Source organism: Citrobacter europaeus, from assembly GCA_020099315.1.
Lineage (GTDB): Bacteria > Pseudomonadota > Gammaproteobacteria > Enterobacterales > Enterobacteriaceae > Citrobacter > Citrobacter europaeus.
In genome coordinates, this window is sequence record CP083650.1 from 2,925,923 (window position 1) to 2,941,555 (window position 15,633).

Sequence of the window (15,633 nt, forward strand, 5' to 3'; positions counted from 1 at the left end):
TAAGGATTTTCTTATGTCATAGCAAGCGTTATGCTGAATCTCGATCGGGAGCGAATATAATTCGTGATCACTAAAGGACCGGCGGAACGGATTTATTCTGCTAACAGTTTTAATTGTACGTAGAGGTGAAGTGCAGCGGCAGCCCGCTGTACTGGCGTTAGTAACGTACATTCCCCTTTCTGGAAATAAGGATATTGATATGGCTGCAGTTGGAATTGTTCATAAACTCAACACGCAAATGAACCTCGAGTTCTACGCATCGAATCTTTACCTGCATCTGAGCGAATGGTGCTACGAGCATAGCCTGACGGGTACCGCCACGTTTCTTCGCACTCAGGCACAAGGTAACGTGACTCAAATGATGCGGATGTTCAATTTTATGAAAAGTGCCGGGGCTAACCCCATCGTCAAGGCCATTGATGTTCCGGGTGATGAACTGACTTCCCTTGAAGAATTGTTTCAGAAAACGCTGGATGAATATCAACAGCGCTCGAGTAGGCTCTCACGTTTAACCAATGAAGCAGAAGCGTTAAACGATGCGCCAACCATCGATTTTCTTCACGACCTGGAAAAAGAGCAGCAGCAGGATGGCGTGCTGTTACAGACGATACTTGACGAAGTCCGCAGCGCCAAACGCGCGGGGCTGTGCATGGCGCAAACCGATAAGCACTTGCTCAACGTCGTGAATTACCAGCATCACTAATCTTCAGTTTTCAAAGCGTTAATGCCGGATAGTAATGTGATGCGCCTTATCCGGCCAACCTCTGATTTTCCCTATGCACGCGCCTCCATTCTGCGAGGCGCAAAAAAACCTTTCTAAAACCTGAAACAACGGTTTATTTTAGTGGGATTCATTCTGCGGCGTGAATTTCAGCTCGATCAAGGCAACCGCTTTTTGTATTGCGCGCATAGTGACCGGATCGGCACCTGCAGGATGGCTGGAAAAATCGATGCTTTTCAGCTGGCTGGACATTTTTTCCCGAACTTCTACTGGGGCAATAACATCAAGAACATCCAGAATTTGCTTGATAACCAGCTGACAGGCAACAACGTCCGAGAGCAGTTCCTGATCGGCATTCAGTGTTTGGGACATGGTGAGCTCCTTATTGAAAGGTCGTCATAGTACCCATTCAGCGCTCGAAACGATAGCCGCCCACGCATAACGAATGCGTTGGAAATAAAAATAGTTCCAGTCAGTTTCTTTTGAGATGGCAAGCACAACATGAGTGAACAGTTAGCGGTCGAGAACAAACGCGGTCTTTCACCGGCGGCATTACTTGTTGCCGGGGCTTTCTTTATGGAATTTATTGACGGCACGGTGATTGCCACCGCCCTGCCTGATATGGCTAAAAGTTTTGGTGTGCAGGCGGTAGACCTGAACATTGGCATCAGCGCCTACCTGATAACCCTTGCGGTGCTTATCCCCGCCAGCGGCTGGATTGCGGATCGCTTCGGTGCAAGAAAGGTGTTTACCCTGGCGCTGGCGATTTTCACCCTCGCGTCGGTTTTATGCGGTTTGTCCGAAAGCCTTGAGGGTTTTGTCGCCATGCGAATCTTGCAGGGCGTCGGTGGCGCATTAATGGTTCCTGTTGGCCGTCTTGCGGTACTGCGCACCACGCCTAAACATCAGTTGATCACCGCTATTGCCACCCTGACCTGGCCCGCATTGGTCGCACCTATCATTGGACCTCCCCTTGGGGGATTCATTACCAGCTATGCCAACTGGCGTTGGATCTTCTTTATTAACGTACCGCTGGGAATACTGGCGATCGCGCTGGCGCTAAGGTTTATCCCGGATATTCATGACGACGAGCGTCGTCCGTTTGATATAGCGGGTTTTATCGCGACCTCTGTTGCGATGGTAAGTCTGGTGTATGCCATGGAGTTACTGGGAACCCGGCAGCCGCAGGGCTGGCTAACCGCCGGGCTTCTGGCGCTAGGGACAGTGACCTTCCTGTTTGCCCTGCATCATTTTCGTCGTGCTACCTGGCCGATGATTCGTCTTGATGCCATGAGCGTCCCAACTTTTCGCGTCACCATGTACGGCGGGTCGCTGTTTCGCGCTTCTATCAGCGCGGTGCCATTTCTGCTGCCGTTAATGTTCCAGGTCGGTTTTGGCATGAATGCTTTTCATGCAGGCTCGCTGGTACTGGCGGTGTTTGTAGGCAATCTGACGATAAAACCTGCCACTACGCCGTTAATACGCTGGCTCGGCTTTAAGAGACTGCTGTTAATCAATGGTGCGCTTAACGTCCTGGCGCTGCTGGCCTGCGCATTAATTACGCCACAGACTCCCGTGTGGGTTATTTTGCTGGTGTTGTATCTGGGCGGCGTATTCCGCTCAATTCAGTTTACCGGCGTCAGCACGCTTGCTTTTGCGGATGTCCCCGCGTCACAAATGAGCTACGCCAATACGTTGTTCAGTACGGCAACACAATTAGCGGTAGGCTTAGGCATTTCATTGGCCGCTATCGGGATCCGTATCGGCGATGAGGTGAGTAAGTGGCTGACATTGGGGAATATTCCAGGAATCAGTTTCCGGCTGGCCTTTGTCGCTATTGCCATTATTTGCCTGGTCGGCATGGTGGATACGCTGCGACTTGCCCGTGATGCTGGAAGCGCGGTGTCTGATAAGAACAGATAGCCCGACAGGTGAACACCGCCGGGCCAACAGGTTTAGCCAATTATCTCGCGAACAAACGCTTCGATCGCTTTGTCCTGGCAGTTGTCAAAGAAACACTGCTGGAAGCGCGGACCCGATACGGCGGTTTTCACCAGCTCAGGATCGATAGCGCGTAGCGTATCCAGATAGTTTTCTTTTACCACCGCCGCTTTCACCTGGTTCAGAATACCGGCGTTACGCACCTGTGGCTCTTTACGCTCAGGCGGATAACCTTCGCCGTTACGACCAGTGAACGCTTTTTCAAACATATAGCGCACATTTAACTCAGCGCCCCAACCAAAACCTTTGGCGAATGCCAGAGAAAGCGCGTTACCGTTGTTGATCTGAGAGAATAAGAACGCGTCAGCCGGATCAAGACAGTAACCACACACCACGCCCGGATGAATATTCAGCGACATCATTGCCCCCTGACCCGTACCGCAACCCGTGACAACAAAATCCACGGCTTTGGAATTGAGCAGGATGCTGGCCATAATCCCTAAATGGATGTAGGTCAGATGATGGTCATTTTCGTCGCTCATCCCGACGTTGTACACTGGAAAACCTTTCTCATCCGCGACGGCTTTAAGCTCGTTATGAATGATGGCGTTTTTGCTTGCCTGGCTGTTTTCCATCATCAATGCAATTTTCATTCTGTAATCTCCTGAATGCGCTGCGGGGACCCGCAGAAAGTCATAACATTCAGGCCACATTACTATTTTGCAAACTCACTTTCAAATTTAATGAAATTTTGTTTTATAAAATAATGAAGTGCTCACATTTTTCCTTCGAAAGCTGAGAATGGCCTCAAGAAATTGACGTCGTTGCGATTAATCGCAGGTGATTTTCAGGTTATTCAAGCCATTGATACGTCAACACGTATGCCATGATAGCCTATCTCCGAACTTTCAGAGCGATCACATGAAGACCTTTATCCTTGCCCTTTTGCCGCTCGTGCTGACAGGATGCACTATAACTAAACAGGCGCAGGTCAGCGAAGCCAGCGCCATCACCGGCGTGGTTCGCCTGACCTACAACCAGGCCATGTTACAGTCGGCGCGTACCGATGACTACGTTACCCAGGGGACAGCCACCAAAGAGTGTCAGCGCCTGGGTTATGCCAGCGCAATGGCGTTTGGTCAGCCGGTGTCAACCTGTAGCCTGTACGCCGGTTCTTTGTGTTTAAATACCAAAATAACCCTCGCCTGGCAGTGTCACGGCGCAGCGGTATCACCATCCACTTCCTTTAATTATTAATATTTTCGACCAGCACATTATTGCTGGTCTTCTGCCTTCTCGTTATTTATTCTCCGACCAGTAGCGTTAATGCGTTTTATTCCCATTCGCATTTTTAATAAATAAATTTATTATTTTACCTTTTGCAAATAATTAAATAACAAATTATAGTGGCGCCACGTCAATATATAATAACGTTTGTGGAGCAGAACCATGCTGAAAACAGAAATGATCGACCAACTGAATGAGCAGATGAACCTTGAATTATATTCTTCTCTGCTCTACCAACAGATGAGCGCGTGGTGCAGCTATCACAGCTTCGAAGGTGCCGCTGCGTTTTTGCGCCGTCACGCCCAGGAAGAGATGACGCATATGCAGCGTCTGTTTGACTACCTGACCGATACCGGCAGCTTGCCGTGTATTAATACCGTCTCTTCCCCTTTTGCTGAATATGCGTCTCTGGACGAATTGTTCCGTGTCACTTACGAACACGAGCAACTGATCACCCAGAAAATTAATGAGCTGGCACACGCGGCAATGACTCACCAGGATTACCCGACGTTTAATTTCCTGCAATGGTATGTTGCCGAGCAGCATGAAGAAGAGAAATTATTTAAATCTGTTATTGATAAGTTATCACTGGCAGGGAAAAGTGGCGAAGGTCTTTATTTCATCGATAAAGAACTGGCTACGCTTGATACACAGAATTAATGTCTCTGGGTAATGAAGGCAACCCGCCATCATTACCCGTGACAATTAGTGACGGCAGATCTTGCTTTCGTGCGTAGAGAAGCCGTCTTCTTGTGCAATAAACTTTCCCTTCGCCGCTAAAAACGCCACCAGCTCGGCTGCCGTCATATCCGCAGCAGAACAGGTGTGAAAACGCGCCTGCTCGCCAAACCGTGCCGTAATCGCCGCCTCAAGGCTGGCATTCGAATACTGCTCGCCAGATTCAATCATCATGTTGAGCACTTCGTGACCGTGAATAGATTCCATACTACCTCCTCAATAAAGTCCGTAGCCTAATGTGAACCGCACGGCGCTGCTTTGCGCTAACGCAGGTTTAGTCGCAGATAAATGTCATTTGTCATACATCTTAAGGCGAGAAATATCGTAAAGATTAATGTACATACATTGTAACGGTGATTTGACGAAAATAGCGTTTTGCCTTAACCTGCGCCGCAGATATAACCGTTGATTATCTCTGGGACAGAGGAAAGCGTGAAAAACAGAACCCTGGGTAGTATTTTTATCGTGGCGGGAACCACGATTGGTGCCGGTATGTTGGCAATGCCGCTGGCTGCGGCAGGCGTGGGGTTTAGCGTCACGCTGGTGTTGTTAGTGAGTCTTTGGGCGTTGATGTGCTACACCGCGCTGTTGCTGCTTGAAGTGTATCAACACGTACCGGCTGATACCGGGCTGGGTACGCTGGCAAAACGTTATCTTGGTCGTTACGGACAATGGGTAACGGGTTTTAGCATGATGTTTTTAATGTACGCGCTGACGGCGGCGTATATCAGTGGCGCGGGTGAATTGCTGGCTTCCAGCATCAGCGACTGGACCGGAACAACTCTATCACCGACAACAGGCGTGCTGCTGTTCACCTTTGTTGCCGGTGGTGTGGTTTGCGTAGGAACCTCGCTGGTCGATCTGTTCAACCGTTTGTTATTCAGCGCCAAGATAATCTTCCTGGTGGCGATGCTGGCTCTGTTGATGCCGCATATCCATAAAGTAAACCTGCTTACGCTACCGCTTCAGCAGGGACTGGCATTGTCCGCAATCCCGGTTATCTTCACTTCGTTCGGTTTTCACGGTAGCGTCCCCAGTATCGTCAGCTATATGAATGGCAACATCCGTAAATTGCGTTGGGTGTTTATCACCGGTAGCGCCATTCCGCTGGTCGCTTATATCTTCTGGCAACTGGCCACGCTTGGCAGTATTAACTCGTCCACGTTCATGGGGCTGTTAGCCAACCACGCTGGCTTAAACGGTTTATTGCAGGCATTGCGTGAAGTCGTGGCTTCGCCGCACGTCGAGCTGGCGGTGCATCTGTTTGCCGACCTCGCTTTGGCGACCTCTTTCCTCGGCGTGGCGCTGGGATTATTTGACTACCTGGCCGACCTCTTCCAACGCCGTAATACCGCTGCGGGAAGAGTACAAACTGGCGTGGTGACCTTCCTGCCACCGCTGGCATTTGCACTGTTCTATCCGCGTGGTTTCGTCATGGCGCTGGGGTATGCAGGCGTTGCCCTGGCGGTGCTGGCGCTGCTCATTCCCTCGATGCTGGTCTGGCAGAGCAGAAAACAAAATCCGCAGGCTACCTACCGTGTGGCGGGCGGAGCTCCGGCGCTGGCGCTGGTATTTTTGTGCGGCATTGTGGTGATAGCAGTACAGTTTTCTATTGCTGCAGGACTACTACCGGAAGTGGGTTAAAACAAAAGGGGCTTTCGCCCCTTTCTGTTAATGCAAACAGCACTGCTTATATTTCTTGCCGCTACCACACGGACAAGGGTCATTACGCCCTACTTTGGCATCCACTTTTACCGGTACCTTGACCGGCGTTTCCTGGGGATGCGCCATCCAGTAAGCATGCAGATCCAGCGCCGCCAGGCGAATGGCATCCACGCTCTCTTCAAACGCTTCTGGCGTCAGCTTCTCAACCACCGCAAAGTTCTCTTCCGTACCGTGCAGCGCAATAGCCTCAAGCGCAGGTTTTAACGTGTCTGGTAACGCGGACCAGTCTGACAAAGCAACGCCTCGCATATAGCCGAAGCACCACTCTTCAACGATAGTCAGTTCATGTTCGTCAATTTCACGTAAACCAAACAGCGGCTCAAACTGCTCAGGATATTCATCCAGACGGTCGACCGTATCCGCCATATGTTGAAACGCCAGGTTCATGAAACGCGTCATTTCTTTTTCGGAGGACCAGCGAGGAACATACTGCGCGCCGCCCCAAATAGCGACCAGCCACTGCTCCGGTTCAATTTCATACGGAGAACTCAGCACCGCCGTCAGTAAACCATCCAGTTCTGATACATCCAGAATAGCCTTGTCCGTATTGTACTTAGTCAATACATCATCCAGCCATTCCAGTTCGCTCTCGTTTAATGGTCCCGTTTTCATAACGCTTTTCCTTAGTCAAAAAATCTTGCCTGTGATCATCCTACATGGCTGGAGGGATAACAGATACAAATGGGCATATGCGGCATCAGTTGCCGCCTGTTCAGGTTAACAGGAAACGAGGGGAATTCCGGTAGTTAACGCACAAAAGAGAACACTAAGCCGCCGGGCATCATACCGGGAAAACACAATAAAACCACCCGCAGGTGGTTTACTGTTGCTCAATGCGGTTGAGCGTTGCGGTATAGCCCGTTTTCGCTACAGCATTTAGTAAAGTATCGGTTGGGAAACCTTCTGGCACGATCGCTTCCGCCTGCCGGGTTTTTAGGGAGGATTTTGCTTTTATCACGCCGTCGGTTTCACGCAGCGCCTGATTGACTGAAATAACGCATAGCGAGCAGGTCATATTTTGTATATCCAGCACCACTTTTTGATTGGTCGCCTGAGCCCACACCGGCAGCAGCAAACATACAACTAACGTGAAGATCTTCATTCAAATACCTCATAAAACCAGGCGACGAGCGTTGGGTAAAATAACACTGGCAAAATCAACGCCAGTGCACACCAGTAGAGAATGCGCGCCTGCTTAAGCGTTAGCCATCCGGAGCACCACAACCGTTTGGAAAAATAGAGCCGCCAGAAGACCCGCAGCAATAAGCCCAGGGACAGCAGCATCAAAGGCATTCGCAAAAACTCAAACCGGGTGAAAACAGCAAAGCTTGCCGCAGAAATACCAAACAGCAGGTAGAGCAGCGGTCCAATACAGCACAAGCCCGCGGTGACGGCAGCCGCAGCGGCCGTCAACAGGGTGAGTCCCGCCCCTTTAGCGTTGTTCTGTGGCGACATAGCTGTAGGAGAACGCTTTAGGATCATAGAAATTGATCGGGTCGCCATCGACTTCAGCGTAAGGATAGCCAAAGTTGTTCATGGCTCCCTGCTCCGTTGCCGGATACAACTCGAAATCACGCCCGTAGTTGAATCCAACCCAGTTCATTTCCCAGTTACCAAACAGGTAAGTGTTTACCGCCTGGACATCGGCGTCCTGATGCGATTTTTTCTCTGCCAGACGCATTTTGGTCACGTCAGCGGGATCGCACGGTAACCAACCGTAACCAGCAAGATAGAATTCGGCTCGGCAATGTTGTCCACCGCTCACATCGGCGACGCCTGCACCGTCTGCTTTGCCAAAAGCGCTTTTCGAGTAACGTTCGAGTTTATTGGCTTTGCCCAGACGGATGCCAAACAGTTCGCGCGCCGGAATACCGCTGGCCCGCGCCAGAGCCACAAAAACGGAGCTCATGTCGGTGCATTTTCCTTTGAGCTTACCGCTTTTTAAGATCTCCGCCACATCCCCCGTGCCGCAGCCAATGACGTCGTTATCGCGCTCCATATGGCTGCTGACCCATTCGTAAATCAGGCGCGCTTTTTTCAGCGGATCCTGCTCATTACCGGTGATTTTACGCGCAGTTTCCAGAACAAGCCCATCAACTGGGGTATGTGCTGTTGGCAACAGATACGGTTTTACATCCAGCGGGTAAATAATCTGCTCGGGTGCCTGCCAGGTTTTCAGCGCATCCTGCTTCAGAGGTTCCCAGTCGGCGGTTTCAATGTCGATATCAACGTTAATCAACAATTCGCCCTGCGAGTCAGGCCAGGTAGCAAACAGCGTTTTCGCACCATAGGTATTATTGGTAGTGACGTATGCTTGCTTAAAGTTTCCGCTAAAGGCAAGCGCCGTCATTTGTTGAAATGCGGTATCTACCGGCAGCGGGATCCACAGTTTCACCACGCCGCTCGATCCCTTAGGAGGATTGAGTTTATACGTTTGAGATAAGACAAAACGTCGACGAGCGACTGGCGCAACGGATGGCTCAGCGGCACGGACCGTCTGACTAATGACGGCAGGACCGACTAAACCGGCGGCGGAAAGGAGAACGCTATTTTTGAGAAACTGTCGACGTTGCATTGCTGTCTGTCCATGTTGTAAGAGTTGAGCTACGGCTAAATGGGAAGCCGCATGCGATCATCACAGCAGACAGAGGCTGGCATAATAAGGCGAGCCGATGGAGGCTATTCATCAATAACAGACCTGTTAACTGTGAATGAAATGAGAGACTACAAGGTCGCTATTAAGCCATTTACAGGCAAAAAAGTACAGCAGTGGGAACGAGTTCAGTATATATACACATGCGTAGCCAGTTTGCGGGCTAACCCTCTTGCCCCCTCGCGCATGACCGTATTGTGATTCCAGCGAAATACAGGCGCTGCCAGCGGGGCAAGATAATTCATCCAGCGGATCGTGGTACGCACATTCCAGTCATACCTGACAATAGTTTCTGCACCACTTGCAGAAAAAGACCACACGCCTCGCCCTTCCACCGCGCCACTGGCTTGTCCTTCAAGCAGAGAGCAAGGCAGAATGTTCAATACGTTGATGTCAAAGGTTAAGCGATAAGGAAGCGCCCCTTTCCAGGTATAACGATGCAGCGCCCCAATCCCCTGTAGATCGCCTTTCTTTAGCTCAACGATGCGTTCCAGACTTCCCCACCATTCCGGCCACTGGTCCGGATGGGAAAAAATATCCCATACCTCCTGGATTGAGGCCTCAACCCGCCAGACGGTGGAAAACTGATACTCAGCCACAATACAGGCTCCCTCAAGGCGTAAAGAAATGAGTGGGAAAATGGATGTTGATAACCATCGCTTCCAGAAGAACGGTTTCTAATCGCTGCCCATCTGGGGCATAGCTGATCACTTTGGCAGGGAGTCCGTGGTAATTATCCAGCCAGACGTCGTAACGGTGAACGCCATCAACGGCCAGTCTTCCCTGTCCAACCACGGACACGAGCGTCGCCTCCCGCCCCGCAAGGCGCTCCTTAGCGACAACCGTCGTTGTTCCCCCACGTTGCAGATAGCGAATATTGCCCAACAACACGCCGATATCAGAGCGATCCACCCGATGACCGCGCTCATCCTGGATCAATGAATTGGTTGGCGACAGGTGCAAAATGGGCAACGTACCCACACCCAATGGCCATAACGTCACTTTACCGCTGACAGTATTAAAGATAAGCACCGCGCCTGAATGCGGCTGGGTAAAATCCATTCGTACATAGCCGGGTTTCTGATAGCTGTAGCGAATGATTTTATTCTCACCCTGTGCAGATGAGGATCGCATCATCACCTGATAAGAGGCCATGTTATTAAATGACTGCTGTGCAAACGCAATAGGATCCGCGGTCCCAACATCCGGCAAAAATGCCCCTCTCTTTTCCGCCGGGCATACTGTGCAGCTAAAAACGAGCAAAGCGGTGAACGCAACTAGCGGAGAAAATGAGACGCGCATGACCGCCCCCTGTATCTGTACTGTCTGTAAACAGAAGCCATCACCTGTCGACTGTTTTTATTATAGTTCTTAACTGCGCGGCACTACTCTCCCGGCCCCTCTGAATCAGTATGGGCAGCAGGTTTAAAGTTGGTTTGGTTTTCTTTTCAGTTGAGATGACACCATAAAGCTATACTTTAATAGCCATACATTTAACAGGTATTAATCATGAAACTGCCATCGGTATTTTCATGCACCGTGCTCATATTACTGCTGCTGGCGTCATCGTCTGCCACAGCCAGCGCGTTACAAAACCAGGCCGTCAGAGAGCAAGAGTTAAGCGCGGCACTCCGAGCCGGTAATGGCGTCATCATCATTGGCGGAACGGATGATTTCGCTTTCACGCTCAGGGCACGAAACCGAATCCACAGACATTTGGCGATACAGGATAGCTTTGGCGATCCCATCCTGATGAATAGTTTCCAGGACCACAACTATAATCCCGCCCGCGATGGGTTTATTAACAACCCTGCCCGAGGGAGCTTTATGTTTAACGCACCGATTCGTCGATAGAATGACTGGCAATAGTGAGTGTGTAGAGGACAATTTACGTATCTGGCGGGTGACTTGACGCAAGGTAACGGTGGTTCGTAAAAAACAGGCACAAAAAAACCACCCGTAGGTGGTTTCACGACACTGCTTATTGCTTTGATTATTCTGTTCTTTCCCATGGTACCCGGAGTGGGACTTGAACCCACACAGCGCGAACGCCGAGGGATTTTAAATTCTACGCAGGATCAATGAGTTACATAGCAGTGTATTGCGAAACTTTGCTGTAGTTGTCCTTCTACTTTACTGTAATTGGCAGTAAATAGATAGACTTGGATAACGCTGAGCACAGAATCAGCACATAGCTGAAACTCACCGTGTGTCACGTTGTATCTGACCACACGGTGGTTTCAGGTTACTGCATGTATTCACATACAGCAACCTCACTTAATGCTATGACAATTGCTCGCGGGCTAGATCACTTAGCCGAGTGCAAAGGTTGGATATTATTGCTAATGCGCGATCAGGCTCTTCACAGTAGTACACATAATTATCATCACTACATTGCCAGTCTTCAGGATTGTAATCCTTCGAATCAGCTAGAACAATAAATCCACAAGATTCCATAGCACTCTGCAGTTCATCTGAGAATGGTACTGTCTCATCATTTCGGTAGCACAATATGTTATATTGGTTGTCTCTGAAGAATATTTCCAACTCAACCCGTTGCCCATGAAGAGAAAAACCACTTAAATGTAGAAATGATATATCTTCCCCACTACGTACGCTATTGTAGAACTTGTGCTTGAAAGGAGCTGTATTCAGTTTTCTCTCTTTTAATTCCAACTCTAAGTACTTGGAATAAAGTTCACTTTGATAGTGATTTCGCTGAGACTCATGTAACAATACGCTCTCGTGAGTATTCAATACAATAAACCCCTGATTAGAAAGGCTAAATAACTCTGACTTCTCAATCAAGATAGTACGCCAGTTAAATGGCTGCTCACTTAATGCCTTAGCACAAATCCTCTCTAATCCACCCCTTAAATCACCCATATCAAAATCCGGATCATCCAACACGGCTTTAACATGTTGTTGCCGTGCATTCCAAAGAATATTTGAGTCTTGCCGTAATAGACGACGCCAGGAATGATCGCGGTCGACGTTATTCTTATTTGTACGTGAACTAAGAAGGTTGAATCTATCCGCTGTTGTCGAGGTAAGATAGTCACCTTTTGAAAGCACAGCACGCTCCCATGCAAAATCTAATACTTCCGAGCTTTCGCCTATTGCACTAAATACTGCCGAACTAGTATCTGCATAGTGTTTGAATCGTGTAAAATAGTTTTCCTTCACATCATCCCAATCAACGTTTCCGCGACTGTTAAAGTAGTCAGAAATACCGCTGAACTTCAATGCGAAACCTATTTGCCCCCTGAAATATTCGTGGTTTTCAAGTGCAAGAATAGCCTCCTTCCACTCATAAGATTTTATCAAAAGATGAGCTTTCAGTTTTTCTTCAGATACTTGAACGGCGAGAAAACCTTTTATCATTACATCCTGGATGAGTAAATTCAGCACAGTGTCATCACGTTGGGACAATTCATTGATAGACAGCAATGCTTTATGATAATCATCTATAGTATTGAAAATAGTGTTTTCCGTGAGGTTGAATACAACTCGCATCCAGGATGCTAACTCCTCCCCTATCTTGCCATTCGCTACACCAGCGTAAAAAGCATGAAACCTCACCTTTTCCGAAAAACTTGAGTTATTGGTAATGATTTTTTTGAAAATAGATTCTTCATCATAATATCTGTTATTGTTCAGATATATGGACAAACCCGGGCATGAACTAGCATGACCTCGTAACAGATCCAGTTGCATAATCAATTCAGCTATTAGCGTCTGTGACAAATATCCATACTGTTCATACTCCATAAAGGATAATGAGTTAACTTTACCACCCGAACCAAACAATTGCTTTTGTAAGCTATAACTATCCTCTGCTTCTTGCAGTAACAGAAAGTTGGCTGTACATATGGCAATATAGTTCATTAACTCATCATCAAAAGAATTATCTTTGGTTACAACATTTCGATAGCACCAGAACAGATCAGCCCAATCCGTATCAATTTTATGAATGAAATATTCATAGCCAGACACAGGCGTATCTTTGAAACTTAGTCTATATTCCGGCCAATCTCCGGTGAATGATTTAATGGTTTTTTCCAGCCTTGCCTTAAAATTTTCAAATTCTGTCAGCGGCTTGCCTCGGGCATTCATTTTGATATACAAATCATCCGTGAGGTTGAATTCAGCAAGGTTAAGAAATCTAAATGTAATTATCGGTTTATCTTTGTCGGTAAGCTTATCAAAGTAATCTACATTTCCAGAAAATTGGAGGTGAATCGCATCCAGCATCGTCAGCATTGAACTAATAGTAGGGTCACTCTCCCACGATAAATAGAACCATGACCTGTCTTTAATCGTCTTACTCAGACACTCAGTACCAGACTCCAGCAACAAAGCACAGAAATCTATATCATTGCCAACCAATGCATTGCAAAACTCTCTCGAACTGCTGCGAGTTTCATAGGTAAAATGGGAATTCCCGTCCGTACTTAATACCCGTCGAAAGGATTCTTGCTGATCTGCAATTTGAGCAAGATACCAGTGTAGTAAGAACAAGGTGGTCAATCGTTGCTGACCATCCAAGGGGATGAAACGATGCCGTCCAGTATCATTGCTAATCACGCTACCATAAACGAAGTCCAAATCCTGAAAAGGTAGACCTTTTTCCAAATAGCCATGTAATGCTTGTAAAAAGGTATCTCTAACCTCTGCAACGTCTATCCGGCCTTGGGCATAATCCCGTTGGATTATAGGGATTTCTACCTGCATATATCTTTGTTCAAACAACTGGAAAAAACTGAGTCGTTCACCCGAACGCGAATCGATTTTTATATTACTCACTCTTCTCTCCTTGGTCAGGCAAATAGTCTTTCAACGTTTGACCTATTGCTTCCTGATAATATTTAGCATCAGATTCTGACCAATGAACAAGTTCAGTTACAGACTGGCTATAATATTTTAAAAAGACGTTCTTGGTACAAATGGGGACAAAAACTCCGCGCTTATCATTATCTATGATGCGGGCGCGTTTAATTGGAAACAAGGCATTTTTGTAACTGCGGTTGGTTGAAGAGTCCAGCAGTGCCAAGTTGCCTAGCTCATCTCCCCAGGACACTTCATCTTGGCCAAAGTAACTAACTACCTCATTATAAAGCCTGTCAAATTCATTATCGATATGTTCCAAGGTCAAGAGTTCAGTGGCTATGGCAGCAAATTCTTGTTCTCTTTCTAAAGAATCCCCTTTAAACCGACTACCACTGAAGTAAACCTCAATGTCCTTTAACCACACCCTGCGAGCAACCCCAACAGGGGCAGAATCTGTCTGGGACCGAATGTGCTCAATATCCCATTTTTCTTGCTTATAGCGGTCAAAAGGAAAACGTATATCTGCTTCCCTCGTTGACAATAAAGTTTGAATATTGAACAGCAGAAGCAATTTTTTAATGACAGGCTCATCATAGTAAAGCTCATCTAACTGGCACCTGACCTGGAGACGAATACGATCTTTCAAATATTTTTTGAACTCTGTTTTCGTTGAATTCTCTCGCTCCGACTCAGATTTTAACTCCGCAACTTTCTCACCGCAATCAACCAAAAAGCCTATCAAATGGTATAGCTCTCTGTCCTGGAACCATTCATCAAAGCTCAGGAAATAACGCTTTACCCCTTGCCACAGATGCTCAATATTAGCCGTGCCAGACTTGAAATCTTCATGGAACTTATGGAAAGTGAAAAATGTCTCGTCATTAGACTTTTTCCCTTTCATTAAATCGAAGATGTATTCAATTCGTGTTTGGTAGTGTTTACTTGAATTACTTATGAAATACCAGAATGCTGGTTCCTGCAACCGCTTTTCAATAATATCCCATTCCGTCGCAATCTGTAACTGCTTCAATCTTGCTTGATCATTGTGAAAATGACTTCGCTGTAAAAACAAAGCCTTAACCAACTCAGCATTGGTCAGAGGTATTTTACCAATATTGATACGGGAAAAAACATCAATGGCATAATCGTTGTTAAGGCATTCGTCACTTAAATCATACCAAATAAGCTTTACAGAGCGTTCTTCAGTAGACTTAGCTAGTAACGTCGCCAAGAGTTTATTATTATCATTATAATCTTTGTCGGAGAACCAATTTCTAATAGCATTATACGCTTGGACCATATGAAAGAAGTCAATATTGTCAGTGTTGGATTCTTTATGAATCCCCTGCAAAAATGCTTCACATCCCGGCCGGGTCTCATACTTCAACATATACACGCTTTTTTTGTATGCCTCCTCTAAGGGTCTCTTCAGGTGCTCTTGCTCCAAAAAGTGCAGGATAAGACGTAACGTGGTTAGCCTTTGCTGCCCATCCACGACCTGCCAACAATCTTCCCCTCGAACCACAACAACAGGCTGTAGACAGTAAAATGAAGAATCATTACCGCCATGCGGTTGACTGAACTCCCAGATATCATCCAGTAGTTCTTTTACTTGGATCGCCCCCCAGCGATATCCCCGCTGATAAGCAGGTATGTAAAAATTTTCTCCCAAAAGTTCATAGATATTTCTAAGATAAAGCTTTTCTGTTGAATGAGTTGTATTCATCGTTGTTCAACT

The 15,633-nt window shown here is 47.4% G+C and carries 17 protein-coding genes; 6 read left to right on the forward strand and 11 right to left on the reverse strand.

The annotated features are described in order from the left end of the window. Positions 1 to 199: 199 nt before the first annotated feature. Positions 200 to 703, forward strand: coding sequence for a non-heme ferritin-like protein (locus tag LA337_13865; protein ID UBI14278.1), 504 nt, complete (start codon positions 200 to 202; stop codon positions 701 to 703). Positions 704 to 841: 138 nt separating this feature from the next. Here LA337_13865 and LA337_13870 read toward each other — a convergent pair whose 3' ends face one another. Next, positions 842 to 1,093, reverse strand: coding sequence for a DUF2766 domain-containing protein (locus LA337_13870; protein ID UBI14279.1), 252 nt, complete (start codon positions 1,091 to 1,093; stop codon positions 842 to 844). A 129-nt stretch (positions 1,094 to 1,222) separates the two neighbouring features. Here LA337_13870 and LA337_13875 point away from each other — a divergent pair, with 129 nt between their 5' ends. Continuing rightward, positions 1,223 to 2,644: an MFS transporter gene (locus tag LA337_13875; protein ID UBI14280.1), complete on the forward strand. Its 1,422-nt coding sequence runs from the start codon at positions 1,223 to 1,225 to the stop codon at positions 2,642 to 2,644. Between the two features lie 32 nt (positions 2,645 to 2,676). Here LA337_13875 and LA337_13880 read toward each other — a convergent pair whose 3' ends face one another. After that, positions 2,677 to 3,315, reverse strand: a complete 639-nt coding sequence (locus LA337_13880; protein ID UBI14281.1) for an RpiB/LacA/LacB family sugar-phosphate isomerase — start codon at positions 3,313 to 3,315, stop codon at positions 2,677 to 2,679. 268 nt (positions 3,316 to 3,583) lie between these two features. On the opposite strand from LA337_13880, the gene LA337_13885 reads away from it, so the two are divergent. Both LA337_13885 and ftnA read left to right on the forward strand, forming a co-directional pair. Further along, positions 3,584 to 3,919, forward strand: a complete 336-nt coding sequence (locus LA337_13885) for a YecR-like lipofamily protein (protein UBI14282.1) — start codon at positions 3,584 to 3,586, stop codon at positions 3,917 to 3,919. 192 nt (positions 3,920 to 4,111) lie between these two features. Next, positions 4,112 to 4,609 (forward strand): non-heme ferritin, encoded by a 498-nt coding sequence (gene ftnA / locus LA337_13890; protein ID UBI14283.1) that lies wholly within the window; start codon positions 4,112 to 4,114, stop codon positions 4,607 to 4,609. 45 nt (positions 4,610 to 4,654) lie between these two features. Here the strand turns inward: ftnA and LA337_13895 are convergent, their stop codons facing one another. Then, the gene (locus LA337_13895) at positions 4,655 to 4,894 is read right to left on the reverse strand and encodes a YecH family protein (protein UBI14284.1); all 240 of its coding nucleotides are present in this window, start codon (positions 4,892 to 4,894) and stop codon (positions 4,655 to 4,657) included. 225 nt (positions 4,895 to 5,119) lie between these two features. Here LA337_13895 and tyrP point away from each other — a divergent pair, with 225 nt between their 5' ends. After that, positions 5,120 to 6,331: a tyrosine transporter TyrP gene (gene tyrP, locus LA337_13900; GenBank protein UBI14285.1), complete on the forward strand. Its 1,212-nt coding sequence runs from the start codon at positions 5,120 to 5,122 to the stop codon at positions 6,329 to 6,331. 27 nt (positions 6,332 to 6,358) lie between these two features. Here the strand turns inward: tyrP and LA337_13905 are convergent, their stop codons facing one another. From LA337_13905 to LA337_13930, 6 genes are all read right to left on the reverse strand, one after another. Beyond that, on the reverse strand, positions 6,359 to 7,024 hold the full coding sequence (locus LA337_13905; protein UBI14286.1) for a YecA family protein: 666 nt from the start codon (positions 7,022 to 7,024) through the stop codon (positions 6,359 to 6,361). 208 nt (positions 7,025 to 7,232) lie between these two features. Further along, positions 7,233 to 7,514 carry a heavy-metal-associated domain-containing protein gene (locus LA337_13910; protein UBI14287.1) on the reverse strand — a complete coding sequence of 94 codons (282 nt, stop codon included), beginning with the start codon at positions 7,512 to 7,514 and terminating at the stop codon, positions 7,233 to 7,235. Further along, positions 7,511 to 7,867, reverse strand: a complete 357-nt coding sequence (locus LA337_13915; protein UBI14288.1) for a hypothetical protein — start codon at positions 7,865 to 7,867, stop codon at positions 7,511 to 7,513. The genes LA337_13910 and LA337_13915 overlap by 4 nt, the downstream gene beginning before the upstream one ends. Further along, positions 7,845 to 8,987 carry a transglutaminase domain-containing protein gene (locus LA337_13920; protein UBI14289.1) on the reverse strand — a complete coding sequence of 381 codons (1,143 nt, stop codon included), beginning with the start codon at positions 8,985 to 8,987 and terminating at the stop codon, positions 7,845 to 7,847. Before LA337_13920 ends, LA337_13915 begins: the two co-directional genes overlap by 23 nt. Positions 8,988 to 9,193: 206 nt before the next feature. Then, on the reverse strand, positions 9,194 to 9,664 hold the full coding sequence (locus LA337_13925) for an SRPBCC family protein (GenBank protein UBI14290.1): 471 nt from the start codon (positions 9,662 to 9,664) through the stop codon (positions 9,194 to 9,196). A gap of 13 nt (positions 9,665 to 9,677) precedes the next feature. Further along, positions 9,678 to 10,367, reverse strand: coding sequence for a DUF1571 domain-containing protein (locus tag LA337_13930; protein UBI14291.1), 690 nt, complete (start codon positions 10,365 to 10,367; stop codon positions 9,678 to 9,680). Between the two features lie 207 nt (positions 10,368 to 10,574). Here LA337_13930 and LA337_13935 point away from each other — a divergent pair, with 207 nt between their 5' ends. Beyond that, positions 10,575 to 10,919 carry a hypothetical protein gene (locus tag LA337_13935; GenBank protein ID UBI14292.1) on the forward strand — a complete coding sequence of 115 codons (345 nt, stop codon included), beginning with the start codon at positions 10,575 to 10,577 and terminating at the stop codon, positions 10,917 to 10,919. Between the two features lie 429 nt (positions 10,920 to 11,348). On the opposite strand, the gene LA337_13940 is transcribed toward LA337_13935, so the two are convergent. Both LA337_13940 and LA337_13945 read right to left on the reverse strand, forming a co-directional pair. After that, positions 11,349 to 13,871 (reverse strand): DUF262 domain-containing protein, encoded by a 2,523-nt coding sequence (locus LA337_13940; GenBank protein UBI14293.1) that lies wholly within the window; start codon positions 13,869 to 13,871, stop codon positions 11,349 to 11,351. Further along, the gene (locus LA337_13945; protein ID UBI14294.1) at positions 13,864 to 15,621 is read right to left on the reverse strand and encodes a DUF262 domain-containing protein; all 1,758 of its coding nucleotides are present in this window, start codon (positions 15,619 to 15,621) and stop codon (positions 13,864 to 13,866) included. Before LA337_13945 ends, LA337_13940 begins: the two co-directional genes overlap by 8 nt. Positions 15,622 to 15,633: the final 12 nt, after the last annotated feature.

What these genes read in the sequence shown, in the direction of transcription:
- LA337_13865 (UBI14278.1), top strand. Translation starts at nt 200, where the DNA reads ATGGCTGCAGTTGGAATTGTTCATAAACTCAACACGCAAATGAACCTC.
- LA337_13870 (UBI14279.1), bottom strand. Translation starts at nt 1,093, where the DNA reads ATGTCCCAAACACTGAATGCCGATCAGGAACTGCTCTCGGACGTTGTT.
- LA337_13875 (UBI14280.1), top strand. Translation starts at nt 1,223, where the DNA reads ATGAGTGAACAGTTAGCGGTCGAGAACAAACGCGGTCTTTCACCGGCG.
- LA337_13880 (UBI14281.1), bottom strand. Translation starts at nt 3,315, where the DNA reads ATGAAAATTGCATTGATGATGGAAAACAGCCAGGCAAGCAAAAACGCC.
- LA337_13885 (UBI14282.1), top strand. Translation starts at nt 3,584, where the DNA reads ATGAAGACCTTTATCCTTGCCCTTTTGCCGCTCGTGCTGACAGGATGC.
- ftnA (UBI14283.1), top strand. Translation starts at nt 4,112, where the DNA reads ATGCTGAAAACAGAAATGATCGACCAACTGAATGAGCAGATGAACCTT.
- LA337_13895 (UBI14284.1), bottom strand. Translation starts at nt 4,894, where the DNA reads ATGGAATCTATTCACGGTCACGAAGTGCTCAACATGATGATTGAATCT.
- LA337_13905 (UBI14286.1), bottom strand. Translation starts at nt 7,024, where the DNA reads ATGAAAACGGGACCATTAAACGAGAGCGAACTGGAATGGCTGGATGAT.
- LA337_13910 (UBI14287.1), bottom strand. Translation starts at nt 7,514, where the DNA reads ATGAAGATCTTCACGTTAGTTGTATGTTTGCTGCTGCCGGTGTGGGCT.
- LA337_13915 (UBI14288.1), bottom strand. Translation starts at nt 7,867, where the DNA reads ATGTCGCCACAGAACAACGCTAAAGGGGCGGGACTCACCCTGTTGACG.
- LA337_13920 (UBI14289.1), bottom strand. Translation starts at nt 8,987, where the DNA reads ATGCAACGTCGACAGTTTCTCAAAAATAGCGTTCTCCTTTCCGCCGCC.
- LA337_13930 (UBI14291.1), bottom strand. Translation starts at nt 10,367, where the DNA reads ATGCGCGTCTCATTTTCTCCGCTAGTTGCGTTCACCGCTTTGCTCGTT.
- LA337_13935 (UBI14292.1), top strand. Translation starts at nt 10,575, where the DNA reads ATGAAACTGCCATCGGTATTTTCATGCACCGTGCTCATATTACTGCTG.
- LA337_13945 (UBI14294.1), bottom strand. Translation starts at nt 15,621, where the DNA reads ATGAATACAACTCATTCAACAGAAAAGCTTTATCTTAGAAATATCTAT.